The sequence below is a fragment of the Kiloniellales bacterium genome, from assembly GCA_030066685.1.
In the GTDB taxonomy this organism is placed as follows: Bacteria; Pseudomonadota; Alphaproteobacteria; order Kiloniellales; family JAKSBE01; genus JAKSBE01.
On the sequence record JASJBF010000057.1, the window covers coordinates 1 to 26760 of the forward strand.

Annotated in this window: 22 protein-coding genes; 10 read left to right on the forward strand and 12 right to left on the reverse strand. The window is 68.9% G+C overall.

Annotated elements, in window-relative coordinates:
- Nucleotides 1-184 precede the first annotated feature (184 nt).
- Nucleotides 185-1294 (forward strand): CoA transferase, encoded by a 1110-nt coding sequence (locus QNJ30_26650; protein MDJ0947047.1) that lies wholly within the window; start codon nucleotides 185-187, stop codon nucleotides 1292-1294.
- Between the two features lie 12 nt (nucleotides 1295-1306).
- On the opposite strand, the gene QNJ30_26655 is transcribed toward QNJ30_26650, so the two are convergent.
- The 5 genes from QNJ30_26655 to QNJ30_26675 form a co-directional block, all read right to left on the reverse strand.
- Nucleotides 1307-2473, reverse strand: a complete 1167-nt coding sequence (locus QNJ30_26655; protein MDJ0947048.1) for a GNAT family N-acetyltransferase — start codon at nucleotides 2471-2473, stop codon at nucleotides 1307-1309.
- Nucleotides 2474-2623: 150 nt separating this feature from the next.
- A complete protein-coding gene (locus QNJ30_26660) occupies nucleotides 2624-3091 on the reverse strand; it encodes a RidA family protein (GenBank protein MDJ0947049.1) in 468 nt (155 codons plus the stop codon).
- A 200-nt stretch (nucleotides 3092-3291) separates the two neighbouring features.
- Nucleotides 3292-6966, reverse strand: coding sequence for a vitamin B12-dependent ribonucleotide reductase (locus tag QNJ30_26665; protein ID MDJ0947050.1), 3675 nt, complete (start codon nucleotides 6964-6966; stop codon nucleotides 3292-3294).
- 199 nt (nucleotides 6967-7165) lie between these two features.
- Nucleotides 7166-8107 (reverse strand): DMT family transporter, encoded by a 942-nt coding sequence (locus QNJ30_26670; protein MDJ0947051.1) that lies wholly within the window; start codon nucleotides 8105-8107, stop codon nucleotides 7166-7168.
- A gap of 105 nt (nucleotides 8108-8212) precedes the next feature.
- Nucleotides 8213-9247, reverse strand: coding sequence for a DUF6352 family protein (locus QNJ30_26675; GenBank protein MDJ0947052.1), 1035 nt, complete (start codon nucleotides 9245-9247; stop codon nucleotides 8213-8215).
- A gap of 138 nt (nucleotides 9248-9385) precedes the next feature.
- Here QNJ30_26675 and QNJ30_26680 point away from each other — a divergent pair, with 138 nt between their 5' ends.
- The 5 genes from QNJ30_26680 (at nucleotide 9386) to QNJ30_26700 (ending at nucleotide 11862) form a co-directional block, all read left to right on the forward strand.
- Nucleotides 9386-9766: an NADH:ubiquinone oxidoreductase subunit NDUFA12 gene (locus QNJ30_26680; GenBank protein ID MDJ0947053.1), complete on the forward strand. Its 381-nt coding sequence runs from the start codon at nucleotides 9386-9388 to the stop codon at nucleotides 9764-9766.
- Between the two features lie 71 nt (nucleotides 9767-9837).
- Nucleotides 9838-10341, forward strand: a complete 504-nt coding sequence (gene mlaD / locus QNJ30_26685; protein ID MDJ0947054.1) for an outer membrane lipid asymmetry maintenance protein MlaD — start codon at nucleotides 9838-9840, stop codon at nucleotides 10339-10341.
- On the forward strand, nucleotides 10338-11153 hold the full coding sequence (locus tag QNJ30_26690) for a class I SAM-dependent methyltransferase (protein ID MDJ0947055.1): 816 nt from the start codon (nucleotides 10338-10340) through the stop codon (nucleotides 11151-11153). The genes mlaD and QNJ30_26690 overlap by 4 nt, the downstream gene beginning before the upstream one ends.
- Before the next feature lie 48 nt (nucleotides 11154-11201).
- Entirely contained in the window at nucleotides 11202-11468 is a 267-nt protein-coding gene (locus QNJ30_26695; protein ID MDJ0947056.1) for a hypothetical protein, read from the forward strand.
- Between the two features lies 1 nt (nucleotide 11469).
- Nucleotides 11470-11862, forward strand: a complete 393-nt coding sequence (locus QNJ30_26700) for a DUF2155 domain-containing protein (GenBank protein MDJ0947057.1) — start codon at nucleotides 11470-11472, stop codon at nucleotides 11860-11862.
- Here the strand turns inward: QNJ30_26700 and aat are convergent.
- The 6 genes from aat to QNJ30_26730 all read right to left on the reverse strand — a co-directional run bounded on the left by aat (nucleotide 11793) and on the right by QNJ30_26730 (nucleotide 16963).
- Nucleotides 11793-12440, reverse strand: a complete 648-nt coding sequence (aat, locus tag QNJ30_26705; protein ID MDJ0947058.1) for a leucyl/phenylalanyl-tRNA--protein transferase — start codon at nucleotides 12438-12440, stop codon at nucleotides 11793-11795. The genes QNJ30_26700 and aat overlap by 70 nt on opposite strands.
- A gap of 20 nt (nucleotides 12441-12460) precedes the next feature.
- Entirely contained in the window at nucleotides 12461-13810 is a 1350-nt protein-coding gene (accC, locus tag QNJ30_26710) for an acetyl-CoA carboxylase biotin carboxylase subunit (protein MDJ0947059.1), read from the reverse strand.
- Between the two features lie 21 nt (nucleotides 13811-13831).
- Nucleotides 13832-14284 carry an acetyl-CoA carboxylase biotin carboxyl carrier protein gene (gene accB, locus QNJ30_26715; protein ID MDJ0947060.1) on the reverse strand — a complete coding sequence of 151 codons (453 nt, stop codon included), beginning with the start codon at nucleotides 14282-14284 and terminating at the stop codon, nucleotides 13832-13834.
- On the reverse strand, nucleotides 14284-14742 hold the full coding sequence (gene aroQ / locus QNJ30_26720; GenBank protein ID MDJ0947061.1) for a type II 3-dehydroquinate dehydratase: 459 nt from the start codon (nucleotides 14740-14742) through the stop codon (nucleotides 14284-14286). Before aroQ ends, accB begins: the two co-directional genes overlap by 1 nt.
- Before the next feature lie 83 nt (nucleotides 14743-14825).
- Complete coding sequence (locus QNJ30_26725; GenBank protein MDJ0947062.1) at nucleotides 14826-15584, reverse strand: DsbA family protein; 759 nt, start codon at nucleotides 15582-15584, stop codon at nucleotides 14826-14828.
- Between the two features lie 83 nt (nucleotides 15585-15667).
- Nucleotides 15668-16963: a M48 family metalloprotease gene (locus QNJ30_26730; protein ID MDJ0947063.1), complete on the reverse strand. Its 1296-nt coding sequence runs from the start codon at nucleotides 16961-16963 to the stop codon at nucleotides 15668-15670.
- 169 nt (nucleotides 16964-17132) lie between these two features.
- Here QNJ30_26730 and QNJ30_26735 point away from each other — a divergent pair, with 169 nt between their 5' ends.
- Nucleotides 17133-18632, forward strand: coding sequence for a gamma-glutamyltransferase (locus tag QNJ30_26735; GenBank protein ID MDJ0947064.1), 1500 nt, complete (start codon nucleotides 17133-17135; stop codon nucleotides 18630-18632).
- 4 nt (nucleotides 18633-18636) lie between these two features.
- Nucleotides 18637-19791 (forward strand): aminotransferase class I/II-fold pyridoxal phosphate-dependent enzyme, encoded by a 1155-nt coding sequence (locus QNJ30_26740; protein ID MDJ0947065.1) that lies wholly within the window; start codon nucleotides 18637-18639, stop codon nucleotides 19789-19791.
- 73 nt (nucleotides 19792-19864) lie between these two features.
- Here the strand turns inward: QNJ30_26740 and QNJ30_26745 are convergent, their stop codons facing one another.
- The gene (locus QNJ30_26745; GenBank protein ID MDJ0947066.1) at nucleotides 19865-22474 is read right to left on the reverse strand and encodes a ribonuclease E/G; all 2610 of its coding nucleotides are present in this window, start codon (nucleotides 22472-22474) and stop codon (nucleotides 19865-19867) included.
- Nucleotides 22475-22954: 480 nt separating this feature from the next.
- Between QNJ30_26745 and QNJ30_26750 the strand changes: the two genes are divergently transcribed.
- Complete coding sequence (locus QNJ30_26750) at nucleotides 22955-24151, forward strand: N-acetylmuramoyl-L-alanine amidase (protein ID MDJ0947067.1); 1197 nt, start codon at nucleotides 22955-22957, stop codon at nucleotides 24149-24151.
- 122 nt (nucleotides 24152-24273) lie between these two features.
- Nucleotides 24274-26718 (forward strand): penicillin-binding protein 1A, encoded by a 2445-nt coding sequence (locus tag QNJ30_26755; GenBank protein ID MDJ0947068.1) that lies wholly within the window; start codon nucleotides 24274-24276, stop codon nucleotides 26716-26718.
- Nucleotides 26719-26760 lie beyond the last annotated feature (42 nt).

A 26760-nucleotide genomic window follows, 5' to 3' on the forward strand; every position in this document is an offset into this window, starting at 1 on the left:
GGCTTCCCCGAGAACAAGGGCAACGGCGGCAGCCCCAAGGGCAAGCGCGGCCCCGGAAAGCCCCGCCGCCCGCGCAAGCCCGGAAAGCCAAAGACAAAGCTCCCCGTCCTCGTCGAATAGGACGAGACCGTGGCGCGCTTGCGCTGGCGAGGGGCGCAAGGCGATTTGAGCGGCCGGGCACAAGATGACCTCCGATTGTCTCGCCGGATATCGCGTCGTCGACCTCTCGCAGTACCTGCCGGGGCCCTTCGCCGGCCAGATCCTGGCCGACCTCGGCGCCGAGGTGGTTAAGGTCGAACCGCCGGGCGGCGATCCCATGCGCGGCATCGGCCCGCCGGACCCGGACGGGGTCTCCGCCTACTACAAGCTGGTCAACGCCGGAAAGCGGGTGGTCCGGATCGACCTCAAGGTCGCGGCCGGGCGGGCGGCCTTCGGCGACCTGATCACGGCGGCGGACGTGCTGCTGGAGTCCTATCGGCCCGGCATGCTGGCTCGCCTCGGCTTCGACCGCACGGCCTTGGCGACCTTGAACCCGCGGCTGGTCCACTGCGCGCTCTCCGGCTACGGCCAGACCGGGCCCTATGCCGAAAAGGGCGGCCACGACCTGAACTACCTGGCCTGGAGCGGTGGCCTGGCGACCTCGGGCAGCGCAGCGCGGCCGACGATCGCCCATCCGCCGGTGGCCGACCACGCCGGCGCCCTGCAGGCGGTGATCGCGATCCTGGCGGCCCTGCTGCGGCGCGAGCGGAGCGGGGAAGGGGCCTTCCTGGACGTCAGCCTGGCCGAGACGGTGCTGGCTTGGCAGGGCGGCCAGCTCACGGCCGCCTTGCGCGGCCGGCCCATGACCCGGGGCCGGGACCTGCTGAACGGCGGCGCCGCCTGCTACGGGATCTACGCCACCGCCGACGGCCGCTTCGTCACCCTGGGCGCCCTGGAGCCGAAGTTCTGGGCCGCCTTCTGCGCGGCGGTCGAGCGGCCCGACTGGATCGCCCGGCAGGCCGAGGCCCTGCCCCAAGACGACCTGATTGCCGAGGTCGCCGCCCTTTTTGGAACTGAGAGCCTCGCCAAATGGCAGGCGCTGCTCGGGCCCGTCGATTGCTGCTGGCAGCCGGTCCTGGAGGCGGAGGAGCTGCTCGCCGACCCGCAAACCCGGGCCCGCGGCCTTTTGCAACGGACCGGGGACTTGGCCGAGGTCCTCTTCCCGGCCCTGATCGACGATGGGGTGCCCGCGCCGCGCCGGCCCTTGGAGGAGGTTTCGGCCGACGCCGTTCTGCGCGCCTGGGGGGCCGAATAGCCGCGCCCGGCGTCAGCCGCAGCCGTCCTTGCGGTAGGGGCCTTCGCCGGCGAGGGCGCGGGCCTCGTGGGAGATCGCCCGGCCCTCGCGCTGGAGGAAGTCCTCGACCGCCTGGCGGAAGCCGCCGTCGGCGATCCAGTGGGCGCTGTAGGTCTCGACCGGCAGGTAGCCGCGTTGGATCTTGTGCTCGCCCTGGGCGCCGGCTTCGACGTGCTGCAGGCCTTCACGGATCGCGTGGTCGATGGCCTGGTAATAGCAGAGCTCGAAGTGCAGGAACTTGAAGCGGCCCAGGCAGCCCCAGTTGCGGCCGTAGAGCGTGTCGGCGCCGCGCAGGTTAAGGGCGCCGGCGACCGGCCGGCCCTCGTCCTCGGCCAGGACCAGGACGACCTTCTCGCCCAGGGTCGCGCCGAGCCGGCGAAAGAAGTCCCGGGTCAGGTAGGGATGGCCCCATTTGCGCTCGCTCGTCGCGATGTAAAAGCGGTAGAAGGCGTCCCAGTGCCGGGGCCCGATGTCGTCGCCGCAGCGCCGCGTGATGGTCAGGCCGCAGGCCTCGGCCTCGCGGCGCTCCTTCCGGATCGCCTTTCGCTTGCGCGAGGCCAGGGCGGCGAGGAAGCCGTCGAAGTCCTCGTAGCCGCGGTTGTCCCATCGGTACTGCAGGCCGCGCCGCTGCAGCATCCCGAGGTCCCCGAGCAATGACCACTCCTTCAGGGTCGGGAAGGTGATGTGGGCCGAGGAAATCTTGAGCTGCCGCGCCAGCTCGGCCATGGCCCCGGCCAGGGTCCCGGCGGTCTGCCGCCAGTCCGCCTCGGGATGGACCAGCAGCCGCGGCCCGGTCACCGGCGTGAAGGGTACGCTGGACTGTAGCTTAGGGTAATAACGGCCGCCGGCCCGCTCGTAGGCGTCGGCCCAGGCCCAGTCGAAGACGTACTCGCCGTAGGAATGGCTCTTGAGGTAGAGCGGCAGGCAGCCGAGCAAGCGGCCGTCCTCGCCGTGATAGGCCAGGTGCTGCGGCAGCCAGCCGGCCTCCTGGCCGACCGAGCCGCTGTCCTCCAGGGCGGAGAGGAAGGCGTGGCTGACGAAGGGGTTTTCGGTTCCGGCGCAGGCGTCCCAGGCCGCCGCCGGCACCTCGTCGATCCCGGTCAGGACCTTGATCGCGGCGGGCTCGCGTCCGTCCGGCATGCCTTTGCGTGCTCCTCCTGCCCTTCGCCGCGGCGCGCCTGCCGCTACTCAGACCTACGCCGCGAAAGGAGAAGTGGATCTTAGCAGACTGCCGGCCGGGCTTCCCGCGCCGGGCGATGAACTTTTCGCCGGCACCTTCCCCTTCGCCGCTCAGTCGATCTCGAAGATCGCGTCGACTTCGACCGCGACGCCCCTGGGCAGGGAGGCCGCCGAGACCGCGGCCCGGGAGTGCTTGCCCTTGTCGCTGAAGACCTCGACCATCAGGTTGGAAGCGCCGTTGACGACTTCGGGCTGGTCGGTGAAATCGGCCGTCGAGTTGACAAAGCCGCCCAGGCGCAGGCAGCGCACCACCCGGTCCAGCTCGCCGCCGCAGGCCGCCTTGACCTGGGCGATGATGTTGAGGGCGCAGAGCCGCGCCGCCGCCTGGCCCTCCTCGACCCCGTAGTCGCGGCCCAGCTTGCCGACGTACTGGATCTCGCCGTTGTGGATGGTGATCTGCCCGGCCACGAAGACCTGCTTGCCGGAGACCACGTAGGGCACGTAGTTGGCGGCCGGGGCGGCCGCCTCCGGCAGCTCGATCCCCAGTTCCTCAAGGCGCGCGTCGATCGCTCCGGCCATGTCGCTTCGTCCTCCCTGTCGGCAGCGTGTTCCCGAGACCGCGCCGAGCTTATCCGCAGGCCGGAAACCGGACAAGCGAGGCGAGGGGAGGGTGGCCCAAAAAGGGGGGCGGACCGCCGCCCGCCCCAAGGTCACAGGGAGAACTCAGACATGAGTCGTCGGATAGGGCGCGCTTGCCTGCGCGCGACTTCCACCGCTCCTCATGAGCAGCCGCTGGTGGCGCCGCAGGTCACGCACTTCATGCAGGTCCCGTTGCGCACCAGTGTGAAATTGCCGCAGCCTTCGCAAGGGTCACCTTCGTAACCCTTGAGGCGCGCTTCACGGACGCGCTCGAGCCGGATATCCACGGTCTCGGTGACTACGGTCTCGACGGCAAGGGCTTCGGCGGAGCCCCCTGCGCCGGCGAGCTCTGAGGTGGCGGCGCCCGACGCCTCGGCCTTGAGGGCCGTCGCGCCGTTGCCGCCGCCGTTCAAGACGATCAGCTGGTTGCGGACGTAGCCGTTGGAGGCGATGCGGCGCACGGTCTCCGCGACCGCCTCGCGCTCCGCCTCGGGCAGCTCGCCCTCCTCGTCCCCGCGGCCCACGCTGTCGGGCAGCAGGTCGTTGGGCTCGACGTGGGCCAGGTCGTTGCGGCCCAGGTAGGAGATCGCCAGCTCCCGGAAGATGTAGTCAATGATCGAGGTCGCCATCTTGATGGCGTCGTTGCCTTCGACCATGCCCGAGGGCTCGAAGCGGGTGAAGGTGAAGGCCTCGACGTACTCCTCCAGCGGCACGCCGTACTGCAGCCCGATCGAGATCGCGATGGCGAAGTTGTTCATCAGACTGCGGAAGGCGGCGCCTTCCTTGTGCATGTCGACGAAGATCTCGCCCAGGCGGCCGTCCTCGTACTCGCCGGTCCGGAGATAGACCTTGTGGCCGCCGACGATCGCCTTCTGGGTGTAGCCCTTGCGCCGTTCGGGCAGGCGGGCGCGCTCGGTGACCCGCTCGACGATGCGTTCGATGACCCGCTCGGCGACGATCTCGGCGCGGGCCGCGGCCGGCGCCTCGGCGATGGCCTCGGCCAAGTCCTCGGCCGCCTCGCCATCGTTCTCCAGCAGGGCCGCCGAGAGCGGCTGCGACAGCTTGGAGCCGTCGCGGTAGAGCGCGTTGGCCTTGAGGCCCAGCTTCCAGGACTGCCGGTAGGCGTCCTTGCAGTCCTCGACCGTCGCGTGGTTGGGCATGTTGATGGTCTTGGAGATCGCCCCGGAGATGAAGGGCTGGGCCGCCGCCATCATCTCGATGTGGCTGCCGACCGAGAGGTAGCGCTTGCCGATCCGCCCGCAAGGGTTGGCGCAGTCGAAGACCGGCAGGTGCTCCGCCTTGAGGTGCGGTGCGCCTTCCAGGGTCATGGCCCCGCAGCAGTAGGTGTTGGCGGCCTCGACCTGCTCCCTGGTGAAGCCCAGGGCGGCGAGCATGTCGAAGGCCATGTCGTCGAGCTGCTCGGCGCTGAAGCCCAGGTGCTTGGTGCAGAAGTCCTCGCCCAGGGTCCACTTGTTGAAGGCGAACTTGATGTCGAAGGCGCTGCCCAGGCTGGCCTCCACGGCGTCCAGGCTCGCCTGGGTGAAGCCCTTCTGGATCAGCGCCGCGTGGTTCACCCCCGGCGCGTCCTTCAGGGTGCCGTGGCCGACCGCGTAGCGGATGATCTCCTCGATCCGCGTCTCGTTGTAGCCCAGGGTCTTGAGCGCGACCGGGACCGTGCGGTTGATGATCTTGAAGTAGCCGCCGCCGGCCAGCTTCTTGAACTTGACCAGGGCGAAGTCGGGCTCGATGCCCGTGGTGTCGCAGTCCATGACCAGGCCGATGGTTCCGGTCGGCGCGATGACGCTGGTCTGGGCGTTGCGGTAGCCCTGCGCCGCGCCGAGGCGCAGGGCCTCGTCCCAGGCCTCGCAAGCGGCCGAGACCAGCGCCGGATCCGGGCAGGCCTCGCCGTCCAGGGCCACCGGGGCGATCGAAAGGCCCTCGTAGCCCTCCTCCTCGCCGTGCGCGGCACGGCGGTGGTTGCGGATCACCCGCAGCATGGCCTCGCGGTTCTCGGCATAGCCCGGGAAGGCGCCCAGCTCGCCGGCCATCTCGGCCGAGGCGGCATAGGCGTCGCCGGTCAGGATCGCGGTCAAGGCGGCGGCCATCGCCCGCCCGGCGTCGGAGTCGTAGCTCAGCCCGCCGGCCATCAAGAGGCCGCCCAGGTTGGCGTAGCCAAGGCCCAGGGTGCGGAACGCGTAGGACTTCTCGGCGATGGCCTTGGAGGGGAACTGGGCCATCAGGACCGAGATCTCGAGAGTCAGGGTCCAGAGCCGGGTGGCGTGGCGGTAGGCCTCGATCTCGAAGCGGCCGTCCTTGCCCAGGAAGGTCATCAGGTTCAAAGACGCCAGGTTGCAGGCCGTGTCGTCCAGGAACATGTACTCCGAACAGGGATTGGAGGCGTTAATCCGGCCCGACTGCGGGCAGGTGTGCCACTCGTTGATCGTGGTGTCGAACTGGACGCCCGGGTCGGCGCAGGACCAGGCGGCCTCGGCGATCTGGTCCCAGAGCTGCTCGGCCGGCAGGCTGTCGGCGACCTTACCGTCGGTGCGGCGGACCAGGTTCCAGGTGCCCCCGCCCTCGACCGCCTCCAGAAACGCGTTGGTCAGGCGCACCGAGTTGTTGGAGTTCTGGCCCGAGACGGTCAGATAGGCTTCGGAATCCCAGTCCGTGTCGTAGGTCCGGAACTGGATCGAGGTGGCGCCCTGGCGCGCAAACTGGACGACCCGCTGGATGTAGTTGTCCGGCACCTTGGCCTTGCGCGCTTCGCGCACCGCCGCCTTGAGCTTCGGGTTCCGCTTGACGTCGAAGGCGGCCTCCGGCTCGCCGGCATCGGGTGCCGCGTGGCAGGCCTGGATCACCGCGTTCAGGTGCTTGCTGCAGAGCTTGGAGCCGGCGACCAGGGCCGCGACCTTCTGCTCCTCGACGGCCTTCCAGTTGATGTAGTCGAGGATGTCGGGATGGTCGACGTCGACGGTCACCATCTTCGCGGCGCGGCGGGTCGTGCCGCCCGACTTGATCGCGCCGGCGGCCCGGTCGCCGATCTTCAGGAAGCTCATCAGGCCCGAGGAGCGGCCGCCGCCGCTCAGCGGCTCGCCCTCGCCGCGCAGGCGCGAGAAGTTGGTCCCGGTGCCCGAGCCGTACTTGAACAACCGCGCCTCGCGGACCCAGAGGTCCATGATCCCGTTCTCGTTGACCAGGTCGTCGCCGACCGACTGGATGAAGCAGGCGTGCGGCTGCGGGTGCTCGTAGGCCGAGGCCGCCTTGGTCAGCTTGCCGCTCTGGAAGTCGACGTAGTAGTGGCCCTGGCTGGGGCCGTCGATGCCGTAGGCCCAGTTGAGGCCGGTGTTGAACCACTGCGGCGAGTTGGGCGCGGCCATCTGGCGGGCCAGCATGAAGCGCATCTCGTCGTAGTAGGCGCGGGCGTCCTCCTCCTGGTCGAAGTAGCCGCCCTTCCAGCCCCAGTAGGCCCAGGTCCCGGCCAGGCGGTCGAAGACCTGCTTGGCCGAGGTCTCGCCACCCTCCGCCGGCTCCTTGGCCGCCTTGCCGCGCCTGGGGGCCGGCTCGGAGCGCCAGAGCCAGGTCGGGACGCCGTCCTCCTCGACACGCTTCAGCTTGGCCGGAATGCCGCGCTTGCGGAAGTACTTCTGGGCCAGGATGTCACAGGCGACTTGGCTCCAGTCTGTTGGCACCTCGATGTCCGACTGCTGGAACACCACCGAGCCGTCGGGGTTGCGGATCTCGCTCGACGTCTTGCGGAAAGGGATGGTCTCGTAGACATCCTTGCCGTCCTCGGTGAAGTGTCGCCTGATCCGCATGTGACCCCCTTCTCGATGACTGCTGCCTGCGCGCGAGACCGGCCTCGCCAGGACTCCACCCCCAAGGGACTCGGGGCCATTGCGGCCCAGAATCTCGCCCGAACAGGGATCCAAGGCAGGTCTCGTGATGAGGAGGAAGCTAACCACAAAATCTAGATAGTGTCACCAGATTTTGTGGTTAATGAAGCGGATATCGGGATTAGTCCCTAGATGTAGTGGCGACTTTCCCTCGAGTCTCGGCCTGCGGCTGCCAGGCCAGCAGCACCAGGGCTGCGGTGACGATGAGGGCGCCCAGGAACTGCAGGGGGGCGAGAAGCTCGCCCAGGATCACCGCGGCGATGGCGATGGTCAGCAGGGGCTCGGCGTAGGAGACCAGGCCCAGCCGGCCCGGGCAGGACAGGCCCATGGCGGCGAACTGGACGACGATGGCGACGGCGTAGAAGGCGCTGGCGCCGACCAGCCCGGCCCAGCCGGTGAAGGCGTAGGGCAGGCTGAAGCCGCCTAGGAGCGTCAGCGCCGCGGCCAGCAGAAGGGCGCCGCCCAGGTTGACGTAGACGGTGATCGAGAAGACGTCGTGCAGCCCGGCCAGCCGTCGGCTGACCAGCACCGTCACGCTGGCGCCCGCCGCCGCCAGCAGGGCGAAAAGCAGGCCCTGGGGGTCGAGGTCGGCGTAGACCGTGGCCACGGCGAGCCCGAGCCCGATCAGGGCGAGAAGCGCCGCGCCGAGCCGCCGGCCGCCCAGGGCGCCGGCGCCGGACAGCGGCACCAGAAGGGCGGCGAGGAAGGGGAAGCAGTAGAGCAGCAGGCAGGCCAGACCGACCGGCAGGTAGAAAACTGCCGCCAGGTAGCTGACGTTGGTGACGAACCAGGACAGGGTGACCAAGGCGGTAAGGGGCCAAGCCTTGCGCGGCAGCAGGATCGGGCGCCGGAACATCAGGATCATCATGACCAGCGCCAGGCTGCCCATGAGGTAGCGCATGAAGGCCACGGTCAGGGGATCGCTGCCGCCGTCGTAGGCAAGCCGGGCCAAGGTCGGGATGCTGGCAAAGGAGACCGCCGCTGCCAGGGCGAGAAGCAGCCCAGCGATCCAGGGGTCGGCGCGGCCGATGCCGCGCTCCCGGGTCTGCCCGATCTCACTCATGGTCTCTGATCTCGCATTAGGCCATAAGGTGTAGCCGCTCGGCCCTGCTTTTCCATTAAGGATAAGCTTGCCCTCGCGGCAAATTCGCCCGAAATCCCGTGGGAATCAGGCGGGTCTGGCAAGCGGCAGGTTGACCAGGAGATTCTGCGGCTTGAGCTTCAGCCGGCCGCTCTCCGACATGCAGAGCGCCAGATAGACCGGGCGGCCGGCGAGCTCGGAGCGCATCGCGCCGGGGTCCTTGAAGTCGAGGCGGAACAGCGAGAGCAGGCGGGCCAGGCGGGCCTCGCCGACCTCGACCCCGTTGTAGAGGTCGTTGAGCAGGCGCGAGCCCTCGGCGTCGAGACCGAGGTGCCAGGCCCATTTCTCGTCGCGGATCTCCTGGACCGGCTGCAGGCTGACCTCGACCTCGTGGAAGCGCCGCACCCAGGCCTCGAGGACCCGGCAGAGCGCGTCGAGCCCGGCGCCGGCAAAGTTCAGGTTGAGGACCAGGTCGTGGCGTTGGTCGCGCGACCAGTAGAGCGCGGCGTTGGCCTCGTCGATGACCTCGAGGTCGACCCGGCGCAAGGGGGTCTGCGCCTCGACCACGAGGCGGCCCAGGTCGCCGAAGCCGCCGGTGGAGGCATACATCTCCACCGTCTCGGCGTCCGCGGCCATGATGTGACCGTCGTTGATGGTCACCTGCTGCTCGCGGAACAGCAGTTCGGCAGCCCGCGCTCTCAGGCCGTCCTCGCAGCCCTCCAGCAAGGCTCGTGCGATGACGTGGGCGAGCTGGTCGAGGAACAGGGGCGGCACCGGGACCCCCTTCGGCATGCTGCCGCCCGACTCGGCGAAGATCCGGGCGTAGGCGGCCTCGATCGTGCCGGCCCGAACCAGGCGGTCGCGGAAGCCGAGCACGACCTCGTAGTTCTCTCGGGCGTCCGGGTCGGCGAGCTCGGCCAAGCGGGCCTTGGAGACGGCCTCGCGCGGGTTGGCCAGGAGGCTACGGTGCAAAGCGATCTCGGCGGCACAGGACTCTTCGACCGGACGAATCTCCGGGCGCCGAAAATAGGCGGCCAGGAAGGCGTCGGTCACCGCCAGGCGGCCGGACTCGGCGTCCTGCCGCAACAAGTGATAGCCGGAATCTCGCCAGAAATCGGGCATGGCGCCACTATCGGGCGCACTCCGGGCGCTGTCCAGTCCGCCGCCGGCGGGCCCAGTCCTCCCCGGACGCAGCGTCTGGACGGGCGGGAGCGGAGGTGCAATAGTCGCGCCGGCCAAAATCTGCTGGACCAAAGGGCTATGGCACGGAATACGCTCGGTACGCTTCTCCACACCTGGCTGCGCGGCGAAGAGGTCGGCAAGGACGGGGAAGGGAACCGCTATTTCCGCGAGAAGGGCGGCGGCCGGGTCCATCCCGACAGCATCCGCAAGGAGCGGCGCTGGGTGCTCTACGACGGCGAGGCCGAGGCCAGCCGGGTGCCGCCGGAATGGCACGCCTGGCTGCATCACACCACGGACGAGGTGCCGCCGGCCGGCGGGCCGGCGAAGCGGCCCTGGCAGAAGGACCACCAACCCAACCTGACCGGCACCGACCAGGCCTATCGCCCACCGGGCCACACGCTGAGCGGGGGCCGCCGGGACCGGGCCACCGGAGACTACGAGCCCTGGCGACCGGAGTGACCGTCGCAACCAGAGGCGTCCCTGCCGACCGGCGTTAGCCGGACCCACTGACTGGCATCCGGAGTAGAGTCATGCAGAGGAACATCATCGAAACCGTGATGGGCGGCGTCGTGCTGATCGTGGCGGTGTTCTTCGTGGGTTTCGCCTTCACCAGCGCCGGGGTCAGTCCCGTGACCGGCTACGAGGTCTCGGCCCGCTTCGAGAACGCCTCGGGGCTCTCGCCCGGGACCGATGTCCGGATGAGCGGGGTCAAGATCGGCACGGTGACGCGCCAGTCGCTCGATCCCGAGACCTTCTCGGCCGTCGTAACCATGACCATCCAGGGCGACCTCGAGCTGCCGCTGGACACCTCGGCACGGATCATCCCTGACGGTCTGCTGGGCGGCAATTTCGTCGAGCTGGAGCCCGGCGGCGAAATCGAGAGCATCGCGCCCGGCGGCTCGATCGAGTACACCCAGGGCGCGATCAACATCATCGACCTCGCGACCAGGCTGTTCTTCAGCACGACAGACGGCGGCGAGTCCGGCGATGGCAGCGCGGCCGGCGGTGCCGGCGAAAGCGGCGGTCAGCAGTGAGCCCCGCGGCCGGCGATACCTCTTCCGGCCAGCGCTGGGATCCCGAGCGCTACGCCCGCAACGCGCGCTTCGTGGCCGACCTCGGCGCGCCCTTGGTCGAGCTGCTCGCGCCCCAGCCGGGCGAGGCGATCCTCGATCTCGGCTGCGGCGACGGCGCCCTGACCGAGGCCCTGATCGCCGCTGGCGCCGTGGTCGTCGGCGTCGACGGCAGTGCCGAGCAGGTCGCCGCGGCGCAGACGCGCGGCATCGACGCCCGTCAGGCCGACGGCGAAGCGCTGGATTTCGAAGCCGCCTTCGACGCGGTCTTTTCGAACGCGGCCCTGCACTGGATGCGCAGGGCGGATGCGGTCATCGACGGGGTCTGGCGGGCCCTCAAGCCCGGCGGGCGCTTCGTCGGGGAGATGGGCGGCGCCGGCAACGTCGCCGGGATCACGTCCGCGCTGCTGGTGGCGCTGGACCGCCGCGGCGTCGACGGCCGGGCGGTCAACCCCTGGTATTTTCCCACCCCCGAGGACTATCGCGGGCGCCTCGAAGCCCGCGGCTTCGAGGTCCGGAGCATTGCGCTGATCGACCGGCCGACCCCGCTGCCGGGCCCCATGGCCGAATGGCTGGAGACCTTCGCCGAGACCTTTCTCAAGCTGGTGCCGGCCGCGGCGCGCGCAGAGCTGGCCGCGGAGGTTTGCGAGGCGCTGCGGCCGACCCTCTGCGACGCCGAAGGGCGCTGGACCGCGGACTACGTCCGCCTGCGCTTCTCGGCCCGCAAGCCGGTCTTAGCCTCCGGCGGGCTTGCAGATTCGGCGGCTTCTGCCTAAGTCTCGGCTCAGGCCTCGGAATTCGGGATCAAAAGGAGGATCGCCCCCTTGGCGGCGGAGAAGGATCAAGACTTCGACTTCCCGACCTGGCTCCAGCCAGACGGCGTGCCGGTGTCCTGCATCGAGAAGATCAAGGTGCTGAACGAGAACCTCGAAGAGCTTCGAGAGATGGCCCAGGACGCCCTGGAGGACGGTATCTTGATCGGCTGCGACGAGGCGCAGATCCGCAACGTCCTCCACCTGCTGGTCGATTCCCTCGCCAATCCCTACCGCGACAAGGCGCCCGAGGACGACCGGGCCGGAGACGGTGCCTGAGATGCGTCTGGCGCGCCTGATGCTGCCGGTCCTGCTGGCCGGCCTGGCCGCGCCCGCGGCCGCGGCCGAGATCGCCGTGCTTCAGGGCCTGGACAAGATCACCGCCCGGATCTCGACCTTCGAGGCGCCGATCGACCAGATCGTCCGCTTCGGTACCTTCGAGATCATTGCCCGGACCTGCCACAAGACGCCGCCTGAGGAGCCGCCGGAGCGCGCGGCCTTCCTGGAGATCACCGAGGTCCGTCCGGATTCCCCCTCGGCGCCGATCTTCACGGGCTGGATGTTCGCCTCCTCGCCGGCGCTCTCGGCCGTCGAGCACCCGGTCTACGACGTCTGGGTGATCGACTGCAAGAGCACGTCCAGCTCGGCGGCATCGAGTACCACCGGGAACTGAGCGGTGACCGAGAGCGCCTGAGCCAGGCGCATCTTGTACTCCTCGCGGGGCAGCTCGACGGCCCCGAACTGCCGCAAGTGCGGCGTCGTGAACTGGGTGTCGAGCAGGCTGTAGCCGCCCTTGATCAGGCGCAGGACCAAGTGCACCAAGGCAACCTTGCTCGCTTCGGATTCCCGGCTGAACATGCTCTCCCCGAAGAAGGCCGCGCCCAAGGACACGCCGTAGAGCCCGCCGACCAGCTGGCCGTCCCGCCAGCATTCGATCGAATGGGCGAATCCCATGTGGTGCAGTTCGGTGTAGAGCCCCTCGATCGTCCGATTGATCCAGGTGTCCGGGCGGTTGAGCCCGGGCTCGGCGCAGCCCGCGATCACCTCGTCGAAGGCAGAGTTGCAGCGCACGTCGAAGTCCTGGCGCCGCACCCGGCGTTTCAGCCGCCGCGGGATGTGGAACTTCTCGAGAGGCAGGACGCCTCGGTTGTCGGGATCGATCCAGTGGACCACGGGGTCGTCGCGACTCTCCGCCATGGGGAAGATCCCGATGGCGTAAGCCCGCAGCAGGAGCTCAGGATTGAGCTTCATCCGCCGGTTACCATCCTCCTTCAGGCCTCGGGCGTCTGCTCGACGAACCTCTCTAGCCAATGGATATCATAGTCGCCGTTGATGAAATCGTTAGCCCCGATCAATTCGTGGTGTAGAGCAATCGTGGTCTTGACCCCGTCGACGACGTATTCCTCCAGCGCCCGCCGCAGCCGCATCAGGCATTCGTTGCGGTTGCTTCCGTGCACGATCAGCTTGGCGATCAGACTATCGTAATAGGGCGGAATCCGGTAGCCGCCGTACATCGCAGAGTCGACGCGCACGCCCAGGCCGCCGGGAACGTGGTGGCTGGTGATGGTCCCGGGGCTGGGCACGAAGGTCTTCGGATCCTCGGCGTTGATCCGGCATTCGATGGCGTGGCCCGAGAACACGACGTCCTCCTGGGTCAGGGCGAGGGGCGATCCGGCCGCGATCCGGATCTGCTCGCGTACAATGTCGATCCCGGTGATCGCCTCCGAGATCGGATGCTCGACCTGCAGGCGTGTGTTCATCTCGATGAAGAAGAACTCGCCGTTCTCGTAGAGGAACTCCAGGGTGCCGGCGCTGCGGTAGCCGAACTTCTTCATCGCGTCGGTGGCGACCTTGCCGATGCCCTCGCGCGCGCTTTCGTTGAGGGCCGGCGAGGGCGCCTCCTCCAGCAGCTTCTGGTGGCGCCGCTGCAGCGAGCAGTCGCGCTCGCCCAGGTGGATGGCGTTGCCTTGGCCGTCGGCCAGGATCTGGATCTCGATGTGCCGCGGCCCGCCCAGGTAGCGCTCGAGGTAGACGGCATCGTTGCCGAAGGCGGCCTTGGCCTCGCTGCGCGCCATGCCCAGGGCCTGGATCAGCCCGTCGCGGTCCTCGGCAACCTTCATGCCGCGCCCGCCGCCGCCGGCCGCCGCCTTGACCAGGATCGGGAAGCCGACGTCATCGGCCACCCGCAGCGCCTCCTCGTCCTCGGTGATCGCGCCGTCGGAGCCGGGAACGACCGGGATTCCGAGGGAAACCGCCGCTTCCTTGGCCGCGACCTTGTCGCCCATCAGCTGGATGTGCTCGGGCGAGGGGCCGATGAAGACGAAGCCGTGCTCCTCGACCATGGCCGCGAAGTCGGCGTTCTCGGAGAGGAAGCCGACCCCGGGATGAATCGCGTCGACCCCGGTGATGATCGCGGCCGAGAGGATCGCCGGGATGTTCAGATAACTGTCCCGACCCGGCGGCGGCCCGATGCAGACGCTCTCGTCGGCCAGGCGGACGTGCATGGCGTCGGCGTCCGCGGTTGAGTGGACGGCGACGGTCTGGATGCCCATCTCGCGGCAGGCGCGATGGATCCTCAGCGCGATCTCGCCGCGGTTGGCGATCAGGACCTTTTCGAACATCGCTCCGGCGGCCCCCGCGCGCTACTCGATGACCATCAGGGGCTCGCCGAACTCGACCGGCTGGCCATCCTGAACCAGGATCGCCTTGACCGTGCCCGCGCGGGGACTGGGGATCTGGTTCATCACCTTCATGGCCTCGATGATCAACAGGGTCTGGCCCTCGCTGACCTGGTCGCCGACCTTGACGAAGGCGGGCTTTCCGGGCTCCTCGGCGACGTAAGCCGTGCCGACCATGGGCGAGGTGACCGCGCCCGCCGGGACCGCTTCCGCGGCGCCCTCGGCTGCCGGCGCCGCCGCGACGGCAGGCGCCGGCGCTGCGACCGCGCCGGGCGCGATCATCGCGGCCGCGCCGCCCTTGGCGATGCGTATTCGGCGGCCTTCGGCCTCGTATTCGATCTCGGTCAGCCCGGTCTCGGTCAGGAGATCGGCCAGCTTGCGCACCAGCTTCTCGTCGATGGATAGCTTGTCAGCCATCAAACCTCTTCCTCGGTTTTCAAGAGGCGGGCCATGGCGTCCAGGGCCAGCAGATAGCTCTGGGGGCCAAAGCCACAGATCGTGCCGGTCGCCGCCAGGGAGATGTAGGAGTGGTGGCGGAACGACTCGCGCCGATAGATGTTCGAAAGGTGGACCTCGATCGTCGGCAGAGCCACGGCCTGAAGGGCGTCCAGCAGCGCGATCGAGGTGTGGGTCAGGGCGCCGGCATTGAGGACGAGGCCCTGGTGGCTGCCGCGCGCCTCCTGCACCCAAGTCACCAGGTCGCCTTCCGCGTTGGACTGGCGGCAGTCCACGGCGAGCCCGCGTTCCCGGCCCCGTGCCAGACAGGCGGCCTCGATCTCCGCCAGGGTGATCCGGCCGTAGACCTCCGGTTCACGGGTTCCGAGCAAGTTGAGGTTGGGACCGTTAAGGACCAGAATTGCCGGGGCTTTTGCCACCCCTTCCTCCGCGGGCGTGTGACGTCGGCCACAGCGTTATCATAGGCGCCCGAGCCGGTGCAATCTGCTCTTGGTGTCCGGTCTCAGCCGGTCTTGGCGCGTTCGCGCCGGACCAGCTCCATCAGCTGCCGCATGGGCACGGCGCCGGGGACGATTTCCTCGCCGACGACGAAGGCCGGGGTGCCGTTGATCTGGAGCGCCTGCCCCAATCTGTGGTTGTCCCGGATCTGCTGCTCGACGCCTTCAGAGACCATATCCTTGCGCAGTCGCTCGACGTCGAGGCCGAGATCGCTGGCAACGGCCAGGACCCTCGCTTCGTCCAGCTGGCCCGGCATGGTCATCAGCGCGAGGTGGAAGTCGCGGTAGCGGTCCTGCTCGGCAGCGGCCAGCGCCGCCCGCGCCGCCACCACGGACTCCGGCCCGAGGATGGGGAACTCCTTGAAGACCAGGCGGATGCTGCCGTCCTTCTCGACCGCGTCCATGAGGTCGGCGGTGACCTTGCGGCAGTAAGGGCAGCGATAGTCGAAGAACTCGACCAGGGTAATGTCGCCGTCAGGATTGCCGAGGACGGGACTGTTCGGATCGCGCCCCAGGGTATCCAGGTTCGCTAAGATGGCATTGCGCTGGGCTTCGATCTTCGCGAGGCGCTGCTTCTCCTCCAGCCGCTGCATGCTCTCCAGCAGAATCTCGGGATGCTCGAGCAGGTAGTCGCGGACGATCTCCTCGATGGCCCGGGTCTCGGTTTCGCTGAAGCTGGCTTCGGGCGCGGCCGGCTCCTCGGCCGCGGCAGTGACGGCGCCGGCCAGAAGAGCCGCGGCCGTGATACTGACGAAAACCCTCATGGTCTGGCCCTCTGCTCGGTTGTCCCGGCGTCCTTGGCAGTCGTACATACAGGTCCGCGCCCGAAGCGGCAAACCCGGCTCCGTCAGCTGCGCTTGCGCAGGCGGTCGGCCAGTCCGTCGATGTCCTGCGCCCTGAGCCATCCGGGAGAATACTCCGGCAGGAGCTTCAAGGCGCGCTGGGCGAAACCCTTGGCCTCCCTGGGGTTATTCATTGCCAGGGCGGCCTCCGCCTTCGACAGGGTCGACATGCCCTGGTCGCCCATGCGGCCCTGGACGCTGGCCAGGAGGCGCCAGCCTGTCACGTTACGGGGCTCGCGCTGGGTAACGTACTGCAGGTGTCCCAGGGCTTCCTTGTTCAGGTTCGGCTGGTTGAGCTCGATCTGGACGTGCGCCAGGGCGCGACGGATCAGCGGCGCGTCGGGAAGGATCTGGACCGCCTTCTGGTATTCCGGCCTGGCGTCGGCAAGCCGGCCGCTGTGGAAGAAAATGTCGCCCTTGAGCTCGTGGAAATAGGGGTCGCCCGGGTAGTCCTCGATCAGGCTGTCCGCCTCCGCCAGCGCCTCTGGCATTTGGCCGCGCTCCAAATAAGCGATCGACCGGGCGTAGCGGGCCGGCAAGGAATCGTCGTTGTCGCTGAACCTCCTGAGCGCCTTAATCGGGGTCAGATAGCCGAGAAGCTTCGCGCGCATGCGCTCATGCATCGCGACCAGCTCCGGCGGCGCGGGCTCGTCGGCAAAGCGCGACTCTTGCACCGCCGCCCGCAGCGAGGCGATACGGTCCTGAGTCAGAGGGTGGGTGCGAAGATAGGGATCTTGCCGGCTCGACAGCAGGGCCTCCTGATCGCCGAGGATCTCGAAGAACTCCAAGAGGCCGCGCGGCGAGTATCCGGAGGACTCCAGCAGCTTGATCGCGGCTTGGTCGGCGGAGGCCTCCTGTCCCCGGGTGTAGGCCAGCAGGCTGGCGACCGCGGCGCCCTGGCCGCCGCTGATGATCGCCGCGCCGGCATCGCCGCGCCCGGTCGCGATCGCCGTGCCAATGCCCAGGACGTAGGACGCGATCAGGGCGGCCGTGGTCTTCTGGACCTCGTCGCCCCGCGTTACGATATGACCGCCCGTGATGTGGCCCGTTTCGTGGGCGATCACCCCCATCACCTGAAGGGGCGTCTCGGCGCGCAAGAGCAGGCCGGTATGGAGGAACATATTCTGACCGCCGGCGACGAAAGCGTTGAGCCTGGGGTCGTCTATCAGGTAAACGTCGACAGCCTGCGGGTTCAGCCCGGCAGCCAGGAAAATCGGGGTTGAATAGGCGCGGACGGTGTTCTCGATCTCCGTGTCCCGTATGAAGCGAAGACCCTTCGCCTCGACGACCGCAGGCGCCATGACGGCAGCCAGGACGAGAAGGACACAGAGTTTGGCAATGGGTCGAATGATCAAGGATTGGGTTCCACTTCTCCGCAGTGAAGGTAAGCGGAAAACACAAGCAATTCAACGCGAATGCATCGCAATCCGCTGGGCGGCGCCGTCGGCGGCCGCCCTGGGACTGGCGGTCATGCTCACGGCCTGCGGCAGTAGCGGGCCGAGCGGCCAGGTGATCGAAGTCACCGGCTTCGCCGGCCTGGTGGCGGCTGACGAGCCCTTCGCCGCGACGGTGGGCCGGGACGTCCTGGGCAACGGCGGCGGCGCGGCGGACGCGGCGGTGGCGATGTACTTCACCATGGCCGTGACCCTGCCGTCGCGGGCCGGCCTGGCCGGCGGCGGCGTCTGCATCGCCTTCGACCGGCAGGAGGAAGCCGGCGAGGTCATCGACTTCCGGCCAAAGACGACGGCCGGCGGCGGTGTCGTGCCCGGGAACACCCGCGGCATGGCGGTTCTGCACGCGCGGCGCGGTAGCCAGAGATGGCAGTACCTCCTGCGCCGGGCGGAGAACGTCGGCCGATTCAATGCCACCTACAGCCGGGCCCTGGTCCGCGACATCCAGGCCAGTCAGGCCAAACTCCGTGGAGATCCCGAGGCCGCGCGCCTCCTCCTCGTTGCCGGCGGCACGCCGCCGCGCGAAGGGGACAAGCTGGACCAGGTCGAGCTGGTGACGGTGATCTCCGGTATCCGCAGGGAAGGCGCCGGCTATTTCTACGCCGGGCCCTTCGCCCAGCGTCTCGCCGAGGCCTCGACCTTGGCCGGTGCCGCCATGACGACCGACGACGTTCGCGGCTACACCCCGCAGGTCGCCGAGGCGGTGAAGGTCCCCGTCGGGCCGCACACCGCCTTCTTCGCACCTCAACCGGCTTATGGAGGCACGGCCGCGGCCCTGATCTGGAGCCTGCTGACGGAGCTCGAGGACTACGGCGGCGCCGGGGCCGAGGAGCGGGCGACCCTCCTGGCAGCGGCATCGCTCGCCGCCCTGGACGGCCCGGCGACCGGGGAGGGCCTCGCGAAGATCCGGAGCGTCTTCGATGAAGGCGATCTGCAGCGCCTGCAGGCCTCCTTTCGGCCCGAGCCGGCCGGTCTCGGCGGCCCGGCCCCTGACGCTGGCGAAGGCGCGAGCTTCGTCGTCGCCGATCAGTGGGGCTCCGCGGTCGCCTGCAGCTTCACCATGAACGGGCTCTTCGGCGCAGGCCGCGTGGCGCGCGGCACCGGCCTGATTCTGGCGGCCGCGGATCGGAGCAACCCCGGGCCGAGCTCTCCTGTCATCCTGGCCAACGAGAACACCGGCGAACTCTACTTCGCCGCCGCAGCCGGCAGCGGCGCGAGCGCGGTCTCGGCCCTGTCCACCGTGATGCTGGAGGCCGTCGCCGCCGAGCGGCCCCTGCCGAACGCGGTGGCGCGCGGCCGGATCCAGGCGTCCCTGCCCAGCGGCACGGTTCTGGTCGAAAGCGGGCTTCCCGCCGGCGAACGCGCGGCCCTGGCCGCGCAAGGCCTGCAGACCGTGCCCGTCGATCGCCTGGGACGGGTCAACACGCTGCATTGCCCCCAGGGCCTGCGCCGCGATCCGGACGACTGCGAGGTGGTCACCGACCCGCGCGGCTGGGGCCTGGCGCGGCGGGCGCAATAGCGGCATGGCCCTCAAAGCCGCACAGCGAGGCAAGGTCCCGCCCTTCATCGTCATGGACGTCATGCGGGCGGCCGCGGCGCGGGAAGCGGCCGGTGGCGAGGTCCTGCACATGGAGGTCGGACAGCCGGGCACCGCCGCCCCGCCGGCGGTCCTGGAGGCCGTGCGACAGGCCCTGGACAGCGACCGCGTCGGCTACACCCTGGCGCAGGGGATCGAGCCGCTGCGCCGGCGGATCGCGCGCCATTACCAGGAGAGCTACGGGGTCGAGGTCGATCCCGAGCGGGTGATGGTAACCACCGGCTCCTCCGGCGGCTTCCTGCTGTCTTTCCTCTCGGCCTTCGAGGTCGGCGACCGCGTCGCCCTGGCGGCTCCGGGTTATCCCGCCTATCGGAACATCCTGGCGGCGCTCGGGGTGGAGCCGGTCCTGATCCCGACCGAAGCCGAGCATCGCTTCCAGCCGACGCCGGACCTGCTTGACCGGGTGGCCGGGCCGCTCGACGGCCTGATCGTCGCCAGCCCTTCGAATCCGACCGGGACGATGCTCGACCACGCGCAGCTCGCCGCTTTGGTGGACTACTGCGCGGCGCGCGGGCTGCGCCTGATCTCGGACGAGATCTACCACGGCATCACCTACGAGGCGCCGGCGGTCACCGCACTCGGGCTGACCGAAGACGCTATCGTCATCAACAGCTTCTCGAAGTACTTCTCCATGACCGGATGGCGCCTGGGCTGGATGGTCCTGCCCGAAGACCTGCTGAGGCCAGTCGAATGCCTGGCGCAGAACCTTTTCATCTCGCCACCGACCCTGTCGCAGATCGGTGGCCTCGCGGCCTTCGAAGCCCGCGAGGTACTGGAGGGCTATGTCGCCAACTATGCGCGGAACCGCGCGTTCCTGCTGCAGGCCTTGCCGGCAGCGGGCTTCGACCGGCTGGCGCCGGCAGACGGTGCCTTCTACCTCTACGCCGATGTCGGCCATCTCACCAACGACAGCGAGGCCTTCTGCCGGCGCATGCTGGCCGAGACCGGGGTTGCGACCACGCCCGGCCTCGACTTCGACCCCGAGCGGGGCCATCGCTTCGTCAGGTTCTCCTTCGCCGGCACGGAATCCGTGATGCGGACGGCCGCGAGCCGGCTCCAGGACTGGCTGAAGAGGGGTTAGAGCAAGCCGCCCGCCGGCTCAAGACCCGGCGGGCGATCCGGAAGCGTGGATTTCCTCAGGGGAGGCGGCGGCGTCAGCCGCCGAGGCGGTTCCACCAGCCCTTGCGCTTCGGTTTGTCGTCTTCCGCGTCCTGCGGCGGGGGCGGCGCCTCCTCGGCCGCGGCCAGACCCGTCGGCTCTGCCCCGTTCTCGACTCCCTCCTGGGGTCCATCCTGGGGTTCGGCGTCTCCGTTCATCGCCGCCTTGGGCTCGGGCTCCGGCTCCGCAGGCGCCTCCGGGGCCGGTTCCGCCGCGGGCGCCGGCTCGGGCGCAGCGGCCGTTTCGGCTTCCGCCCCCGCGCTGACCGCCGGCTTCGCCTCGGCCGGGTCCTCGGCCTTCTTGCGGGTGCGCCGGCGGCGCTTCGGCTTCTCCGTCTTCTCCGGCTCGGCCTCAGCGGCGGCTTCGGCCTCCGCGACGGCCTCCGGCGCCTCGGCGCCGTCTTCGGCTGCCTTCTTGCGGCTGCGCCGGCGGCGCTTCGGCTTTTCGGGCGGGGCCTCGGCCTCGGCGGAAGCTTCCTCCGCCGCAGTCACGGCTTCGCTCGTCTCTTCCGCGGCGACCGGCTCGGGGCGCGGCTCCTCGTGGGTCTCCGGGGCCGTCTCGGGGGCCGGCGGCGCCGACGGCTGGGCTTCCCCCGAAGCGTCGTCGCCCTCGGCCTCGGCGGCCTCGATGCCGGTCTCGGCCTCGCCCTCCTGGCGCCGTCGCGAGCGCCGGCGGCCACCGCGCTTTCCGCGCCGGCGACGGCGCGGCTTGTCGCCGTCTTCCGAGGCCTCGGCCTCGGCTTCCGGCCCCTCTTCCTGCGGCTCGGCCTCGGCGCCGGCCTCCTCCGTCGTCTCCTCGGCGGCGCTGTCCTTGCCGCGCCGCGACCGGCGGCGCCGGCGCCGGCGATCGCCCTCGGCCGCCTCGGCCTCGTCGCGGATCGCGACGCTCTCGCCGGTCGCGCTGACGATCTCGAGGCGATGATCGGGCGGGACCAGGGCCGCATCGGTCTTGATGCTGACCCGCAGCCCGTAGCGCTGCTCGATTGCGATCAGCCGGTCGCGCATCTGGTTGAAGAGATAGAGCGCGACGTCCGGATGAACGGTGACGGTCAAGGTGACCGCGCCGCGCTTGATGCCCTGCTCCTCGATCACCCGCAGGACCTGGAGCGCCGAGGAGTCGCTGGTCCGGATGTGACCGGTGCCTTGGCAGGTCTGGCAGACCACGGTCGAGGCCTCGATCAAGCTCGGACGCAGGCGTTGGCGCGACATTTCCAGCAGCCCGAAATGGCTGATCCGGCCGAGCTGGATCCGGGCCCGGTCGTGGCGCATCGCCTCTTTCAGGCGGCGCTCCACCTCGCGGTTGTGCCGCGGCTCCTCCATGTCGATGAAGTCGATGACGATCAGGCCGGCAAGATCGCGCAGGCGGAGCTGGCGGGCGATCTCCTCCGCCGCCTCCAGGTTGGTCTTGAGGGCGGTGGTCTCGATGTGCCGCTCCTTGGTGGCGCGGCCCGAGTTGATGTCGATCGAGACCAGGGCCTCGGTCGGCGAGATCACGATGTAGCCGCCCGAGGCCAGTTCGACCACCGGGTTGTGGATGGCTTCGACCTGGGATTCGACCTGATGGCGCTGCAGCAGCGGGATGGCCGGATCCTTGTAGAGCTTCACGTGGCGCGCGTGGCTCGGCATCAGAGTCTTCATGAAGGTCTTGGCCGCCTTGTAGCCGTCCTCACCCTCGATCAGGATCTCTTCCATCTCGCGGGAGTAGAGGTCGCGGATCGTGCGCTTGACCAGGTCGCCTTCCTCGTAGATCAGCGAGGGCGCGCTCGATTCCAGGGTATCGCGCCGGATCTCGTCCCACAGGCGCAGGAGATACTCGTAGTCGCGCTTGATCTCCGGCTTGCTGCGCTGGCTGCCGGCGGTCCGGACGATGACCGCCATGCCCTCCGGGATCTTCAGCTCCGAGATGATGCTCTTGAGCCGGCGCCGGTCGTTGGCGCTGCCGATCTTGCGGCTGATCCCGCCGCCGCGGGCGGTGTTGGGCATCAGGACGCAGTAGCGGCCGGCCAGGGACAGGTAGGTGGTCAGGGCCGCACCCTTGTTGCCGCGCTCCTCCTTGGCGACCTGGACCAGGATCACCTGGCGGCGCTTGATGACCTCCTGGATTTTGTAGCGGCGCAGCAGCTTGGCCCGCTTGCGCCGGTCCTCCTCGACCTCGTCGCCGCCGACGGTGTCGACGCCGGTCTCGGTCTCGACCTCCTCGACTTCGTCCTTCGCGGCGCCGTTTGCCGCCTTGGCGTCGACCGCCTGCTCCTCGGCAGCCTCTTCGGCGCCGCTGGCCGCCTCGCCGTCGGAGTCCTCGTCCTCGCCGGAATCGCCCTTGAGGGCCGCCTCTTCGGCGATCAGAGCCTCCCGGTCGGCGATCGGGATCCGATAGTAATCGGGATGGATTTCGGTGAAGGGCAGGAAGCCGTGGCGGTTGCCGCCGTAGTCGACGAAGGCCGCCTGCAGGGAGGGTTCGACCCTTGTGATCTTCGCCAGGTAGATGTTGCCTTTGAGCGGCTTCCTAGCCGTGGTTTCGTAGTCAAACTCTTCCAGGCGCTTGCCGTTGAGCACGGCCACCCGGGTCTCTTCCGGGTGGCTGGCATCGATGAGCATTCGTTTGGGCATAAAAGTGGATCTCCGGGAAGCGCCCGGCAATGCCCGGCTCGGCGGGCAGCGGCGCTGATCTCGAGGTGAATGTGAGGCGAGGGCCCGGGCGAACCGTGAGAAGTCTTCGCGAGGAGTCGCAGCTCATGGCCAATGGCCCGTTCCCAATTTGAATCCTGCGCCCGTCGGGGGCGGCAGGGTCACTTAACTGGATGCGGGGCCTTGAGCCCCGCAGCTTCGGCTTGTGCGCCAAATTTGCCCGGACCGCAAGATGGACCCTCAGAGGGCCTGGAGCGCTGGACCGCGCTGGTCCCTGGGCTGGCTCGTCATGCCAGGACGGCGCCGCTTTGGCGCGCACACAATATGACGATATCGTCCTATCACTCAATGAATTAATGTCGTCTACCTGGCAATGCAACCGCCGATTTGCTTGTTGCCATCGATCCTTATCAAGTATATCTAGCCTACCCTGTAAGGAGTCGGCGCTACATCTGGCAGGTCGTGCGGACACTCGGGACAGCTCTGATCTTCCTGGCCGGGATCGTGATCGGTGCCAGCGGCGCCCTCGCCCAGCCGAAAGTGACCGCGGTGCGGATCGGCCCGCACCCGGACAAGACTCGCTTCGTCATGGAGCTGACGGAGGAGCCGGCCTACCGCGTCTTTGCGTTGCCCGACCCCTTCCGGGTGGTGCTCGATCTGCCCGAACTGGACTGGCAGCTGCCGGACGACGCCTGGCGCAAGGGCGGTGGCATGGTCAAGGCGCTGCGTTTCGGCCTCTTCGCCCCGGGCACCAGCCGCGTCGTGCTGGACGTCGAGGGGCCGGTGCGGATCAAGTCGGTCTTTACCATCGGCCCGACCGGAGGCAAGCCTTACCGCCTGGTCGTCGACCTGGTTCCGGTCACCCGCCAGGCCTTCCTCGCCGAACCTGGCCGGGCGATCCATTCGGCCAAGGCCCTACCGGCGTTGCAGCCCAGCAAGCCGCGGATCGAAGGCAAGACCGACGACCGGATCACCGTGGTGGTCGACCCCGGCCACGGCGGCGTCGACCCCGGCGCGATCGGCGTCTCCGGCGTACGCGAGAAGGATGTCGTCCTGCGGGTTGCGCAGGAGCTCAAGAGGCAGCTCGAGGCCAAGGGCCGCTACCGGGTCATCCTGACCCGGACGAAGGACATCTTTCTGACCCTGGCGCAGCGGCGCGAAGTCGCCCGCCAGGCCGGCGCCGACCTCTTCATCTCCCTGCACGCCGACTCCCACAAGTCGCGCAAGGTGCGCGGCGCATCGGTCTACACCCTGTCCGAGACCGCCTCGGACGCGGTCGCCAGCGAGCTGGCGGAGCGCGAGAACAAGGCCGACCTGATCGCCGGTGTCGATCTCGAGGGCCAGACCGACGACGTCTCCAGCATCCTCCTAGACCTGACCCAGCGCGAGACCATGAACCTCTCGGCCCAGTTCGCCGCCATGACGGTCGAGGAGCTGTCCAAGCGGACCAAGGTGCTGGCCAACACCCATCGCTTCGCCGGCTTCGTTGTGCTCAAGTCCCACGACGTGCCCTCGGTCCTGATCGAGCTTGGATTTCTCTCGAACCGTGCCGACGACCGCTTGCTGACGGCGCCGAAGCAGCGCAAGCGCCTGGCAGAGGCGGTCCGGGCGGCGGTGAACCGCTATTTTTCCTGGCAGGCCTCGCTTAGGCGGTCATAACCGCGCCACATTTGCCGTCTAGCTGATAGGTGACCGGGCGAGCCTTTGGTTTGCCAAAATAAACTCAGTGGCGACAACGGCTTAGTGTATACTCCGGTACGTGAACCGGTCGGGAACCTGACATGCTGAAGATCTTGGGAGCCCTCTTCTCGGTGCTGTGCGTGATCGTCCTAGTCGCGGGCGTCGGGCTGTTGTACGGCTACTACCACTATGCCCGGGATCTGCCCGACTACCGGCAGCTGGCCAAGTACGACCCGCCGACCGTGACCCGGGTCCATGCCGGCGACGGCCGGCTCCTGGCCGAGTTCTCCTTGGAGAAGCGGGTCTACGTGCCGATCCAGGCGATTCCGCCGCGCGTGATCAGCGCCTTCCTGGCGGCCGAGGACAAGAACTTTTACAGCCATCCCGGCGTCGATTTCCGCTCTGTGGCCCGGGCCGTCGTCACCAACATCATCAACATCGGCCGCGGCCGGCGGCCGGTCGGCGCCTCGACCATCACCCAGCAGGTCGCCAAGAACTTCCTGCTGACCAACGAGGTCTCGGTCGAGCGCAAGATCAAGGAAGCGATCCTGGCCTTCCGGATCGAGCAGGCCTTCTCCAAGCACCGGATCCTCGAGCTCTACCTGAACGAGATCTTCCTCGGCTTCCGCTCCTACGGCGTCGCCGCTGCGGCCCTCAACTACTTCAACAAGTCGCTCGACAGCCTGACCATCGCCGAGGCCGCCTACCTCGCCGCGCTGCCCAAGGGGCCCAACAACTACCACCCGGTCCGCAAGCGCGACGCCGCCGTGATCCGGCGCAACTGGGTGGTCGGGCGGATGCTCAAGGAGGGCTACATCACCACCGAGGAGGCCCAGGCGGCGACGGCGGAGCCGCTCCAGGTCGTCGAGCGCGACCCGACCGAGGTCGCCGAGGCCGACTACTTCGCCGAGGAGGTCCGGCGCGAGCTGGTCCGGCTCTACGGCGAGGAGAAGCTCTATCAGGGCGGCCTCTCGGTCCGCACGACCCTTGATCCCCGGCTGCAGACCGCCGCCGACACCACGCTGCGCCAGGGGCTGATCGCCTACGACCGCCGCCACGGCTGGCGCGGCCCGGTGGCCAAGCTCAAGCTCGAGGCGGCCGACTGGAGCAGCCAGCTGGCAGAAGTGCCGGCGCCCAAGGGCGCCCTCGCGCCCTGGCGCCTGGCCGTGGTGCTCGACCTCAAGGCGGAGGGCGCCGGGATCGGTCTGGCCGACGGCAACCTGGGCGTCCTGCCGATGACCGAGCTGACCTGGGCCCGGCCGCCCCTGGAGGGGCAGAAGGTCGGTCCGGCGCCGAACTCGCCAAGCCAGGTGCTCGAGGTCGGCGACGTGGTCATGGTCGAGCCGGTGGCCAAGGGGCCCAAGGGCCAGGACTATCCGGCGGGCAGCTACGGCCTGCGTCAGATACCCGAGATCAACGGCGCAATCGTTGCCATCGACCCGCACACCGGCCGGGTGCTGGCCATGACCGGCGGCTTCTCCTTCCGGGCCAGCGTCTTCAATCGGGCGACCCAGGCTGCCCGCCAGCCGGGCTCGGCTTTCAAGCCCCTGGTCTACCTGGCGGCTCTGGAGCAGGGCCTGACCCCCTCGAGCATCGTCCTGGACGCGCCCTTCGTCGCCGACCAGGGCGCCGGCCGCGGCAAATGGAAGCCGGGCAACTACACCAAGAAGTTCTACGGGCCGACGCCGATGCGAGTCGGCATCGAGAAATCCCGCAACCTGATGACCATTCGCCTGGCCCAGACCATCGGCATGGAGATGGTCGCCGAGACGGCCGAGCGTATGGAGGTCGTGGACTATCTGCCGCGGGTGCTGTCGATGTCGCTGGGCGCCGGCGAGACCACCCTGCTGCGCCTGACCACGGCCTACGCGATGCTGGTCAATGGCGGCCACCGGATCACCCCGACCTTCATCGACCGGGTCCAGGACGGCCAGGGACGTTCGGTGTTCCGCCACGACCAGCGCGACTGCCCGACCTGCCGGGCCGACCTCTGGCTGGACCAGCCGGTGCCCGAGCTGCCCGACGAGCGCGAGCAGGTCGCCGACCCGGCCAGTGCCTACCAGATCGTGTCCATGCTCCAGGGCGTGGTCGAACGCGGAACCGGCGTGCGGATCAAGGCGGTCGGCAAGCCGCTGGCCGGCAAGACCGGGACCACCAACGACAGCCTGGATACCTGGTTCGTCGGCTTCTCGCCCGACCTTGCCGTCGGGGTCTTCGTCGGCTTCGACGAGCCGCGGACCCTGGGCCCCAAGGAGACCGGCTCCAGCGTTGCGGCGCCGATCTTCCGCGATTTCATGGCCGCCGCCCTGAAGGAGCAGCCGGCGATTCCCTTCCGGATCCCGGCCGGAATCCGTCTGGTCCGGGTCAACCAGGACACCGGGCGCCTGGCCAAGCCGGGCGACAGGAAGGTGGTGCTTGAGGCCTTCAAGCCGGGCAGCGAGCCCTCCGGCGCCCAGGTGGTGATCGACGGCGGCTACAATCCCTGGACCGGCAACAGCGGCTCCGAAGGCGGTCCGGCCTTGACCGGCGATTCCGGTCTGTATTAAGCCGCTCCGAGACAGTGAACAGCGCGTCGCCCCGGAGGCGGC

What these genes read in the sequence shown, in the direction of transcription:
- accB (MDJ0947060.1), bottom strand. Translation starts at nt 14,284, where the DNA reads ATGGCTGACAAGCTATCCATCGACGAGAAGCTGGTGCGCAAGCTGGCC.
- QNJ30_26745 (MDJ0947066.1), bottom strand. Translation starts at nt 22,474, where the DNA reads ATGCCCAAACGAATGCTCATCGATGCCAGCCACCCGGAAGAGACCCGG.
- accC (MDJ0947059.1), bottom strand. Translation starts at nt 13,810, where the DNA reads ATGTTCGAAAAGGTCCTGATCGCCAACCGCGGCGAGATCGCGCTGAGG.
- QNJ30_26665 (MDJ0947050.1), bottom strand. Translation starts at nt 6,966, where the DNA reads ATGCGGATCAGGCGACACTTCACCGAGGACGGCAAGGATGTCTACGAG.
- QNJ30_26735 (MDJ0947064.1), top strand. Translation starts at nt 17,133, where the DNA reads ATGCTCACGGCCTGCGGCAGTAGCGGGCCGAGCGGCCAGGTGATCGAA.
- QNJ30_26680 (MDJ0947053.1), top strand. Translation starts at nt 9,386, where the DNA reads ATGGCACGGAATACGCTCGGTACGCTTCTCCACACCTGGCTGCGCGGC.
- QNJ30_26740 (MDJ0947065.1), top strand. Translation starts at nt 18,637, where the DNA reads ATGGCCCTCAAAGCCGCACAGCGAGGCAAGGTCCCGCCCTTCATCGTC.
- QNJ30_26655 (MDJ0947048.1), bottom strand. Translation starts at nt 2,473, where the DNA reads ATGCCGGACGGACGCGAGCCCGCCGCGATCAAGGTCCTGACCGGGATC.
- QNJ30_26700 (MDJ0947057.1), top strand. Translation starts at nt 11,470, where the DNA reads ATGCGTCTGGCGCGCCTGATGCTGCCGGTCCTGCTGGCCGGCCTGGCC.
- QNJ30_26660 (MDJ0947049.1), bottom strand. Translation starts at nt 3,091, where the DNA reads ATGGCCGGAGCGATCGACGCGCGCCTTGAGGAACTGGGGATCGAGCTG.
- QNJ30_26725 (MDJ0947062.1), bottom strand. Translation starts at nt 15,584, where the DNA reads ATGAGGGTTTTCGTCAGTATCACGGCCGCGGCTCTTCTGGCCGGCGCC.
- mlaD (MDJ0947054.1), top strand. Translation starts at nt 9,838, where the DNA reads ATGCAGAGGAACATCATCGAAACCGTGATGGGCGGCGTCGTGCTGATC.
- QNJ30_26670 (MDJ0947051.1), bottom strand. Translation starts at nt 8,107, where the DNA reads ATGAGTGAGATCGGGCAGACCCGGGAGCGCGGCATCGGCCGCGCCGAC.
- QNJ30_26755 (MDJ0947068.1), top strand. Translation starts at nt 24,274, where the DNA reads ATGCTGAAGATCTTGGGAGCCCTCTTCTCGGTGCTGTGCGTGATCGTC.
- aat (MDJ0947058.1), bottom strand. Translation starts at nt 12,440, where the DNA reads ATGAAGCTCAATCCTGAGCTCCTGCTGCGGGCTTACGCCATCGGGATC.
- QNJ30_26650 (MDJ0947047.1), top strand. Translation starts at nt 185, where the DNA reads ATGACCTCCGATTGTCTCGCCGGATATCGCGTCGTCGACCTCTCGCAG.
- QNJ30_26730 (MDJ0947063.1), bottom strand. Translation starts at nt 16,963, where the DNA reads ATGGCGCCTGCGGTCGTCGAGGCGAAGGGTCTTCGCTTCATACGGGAC.
- QNJ30_26675 (MDJ0947052.1), bottom strand. Translation starts at nt 9,247, where the DNA reads ATGCCCGATTTCTGGCGAGATTCCGGCTATCACTTGTTGCGGCAGGAC.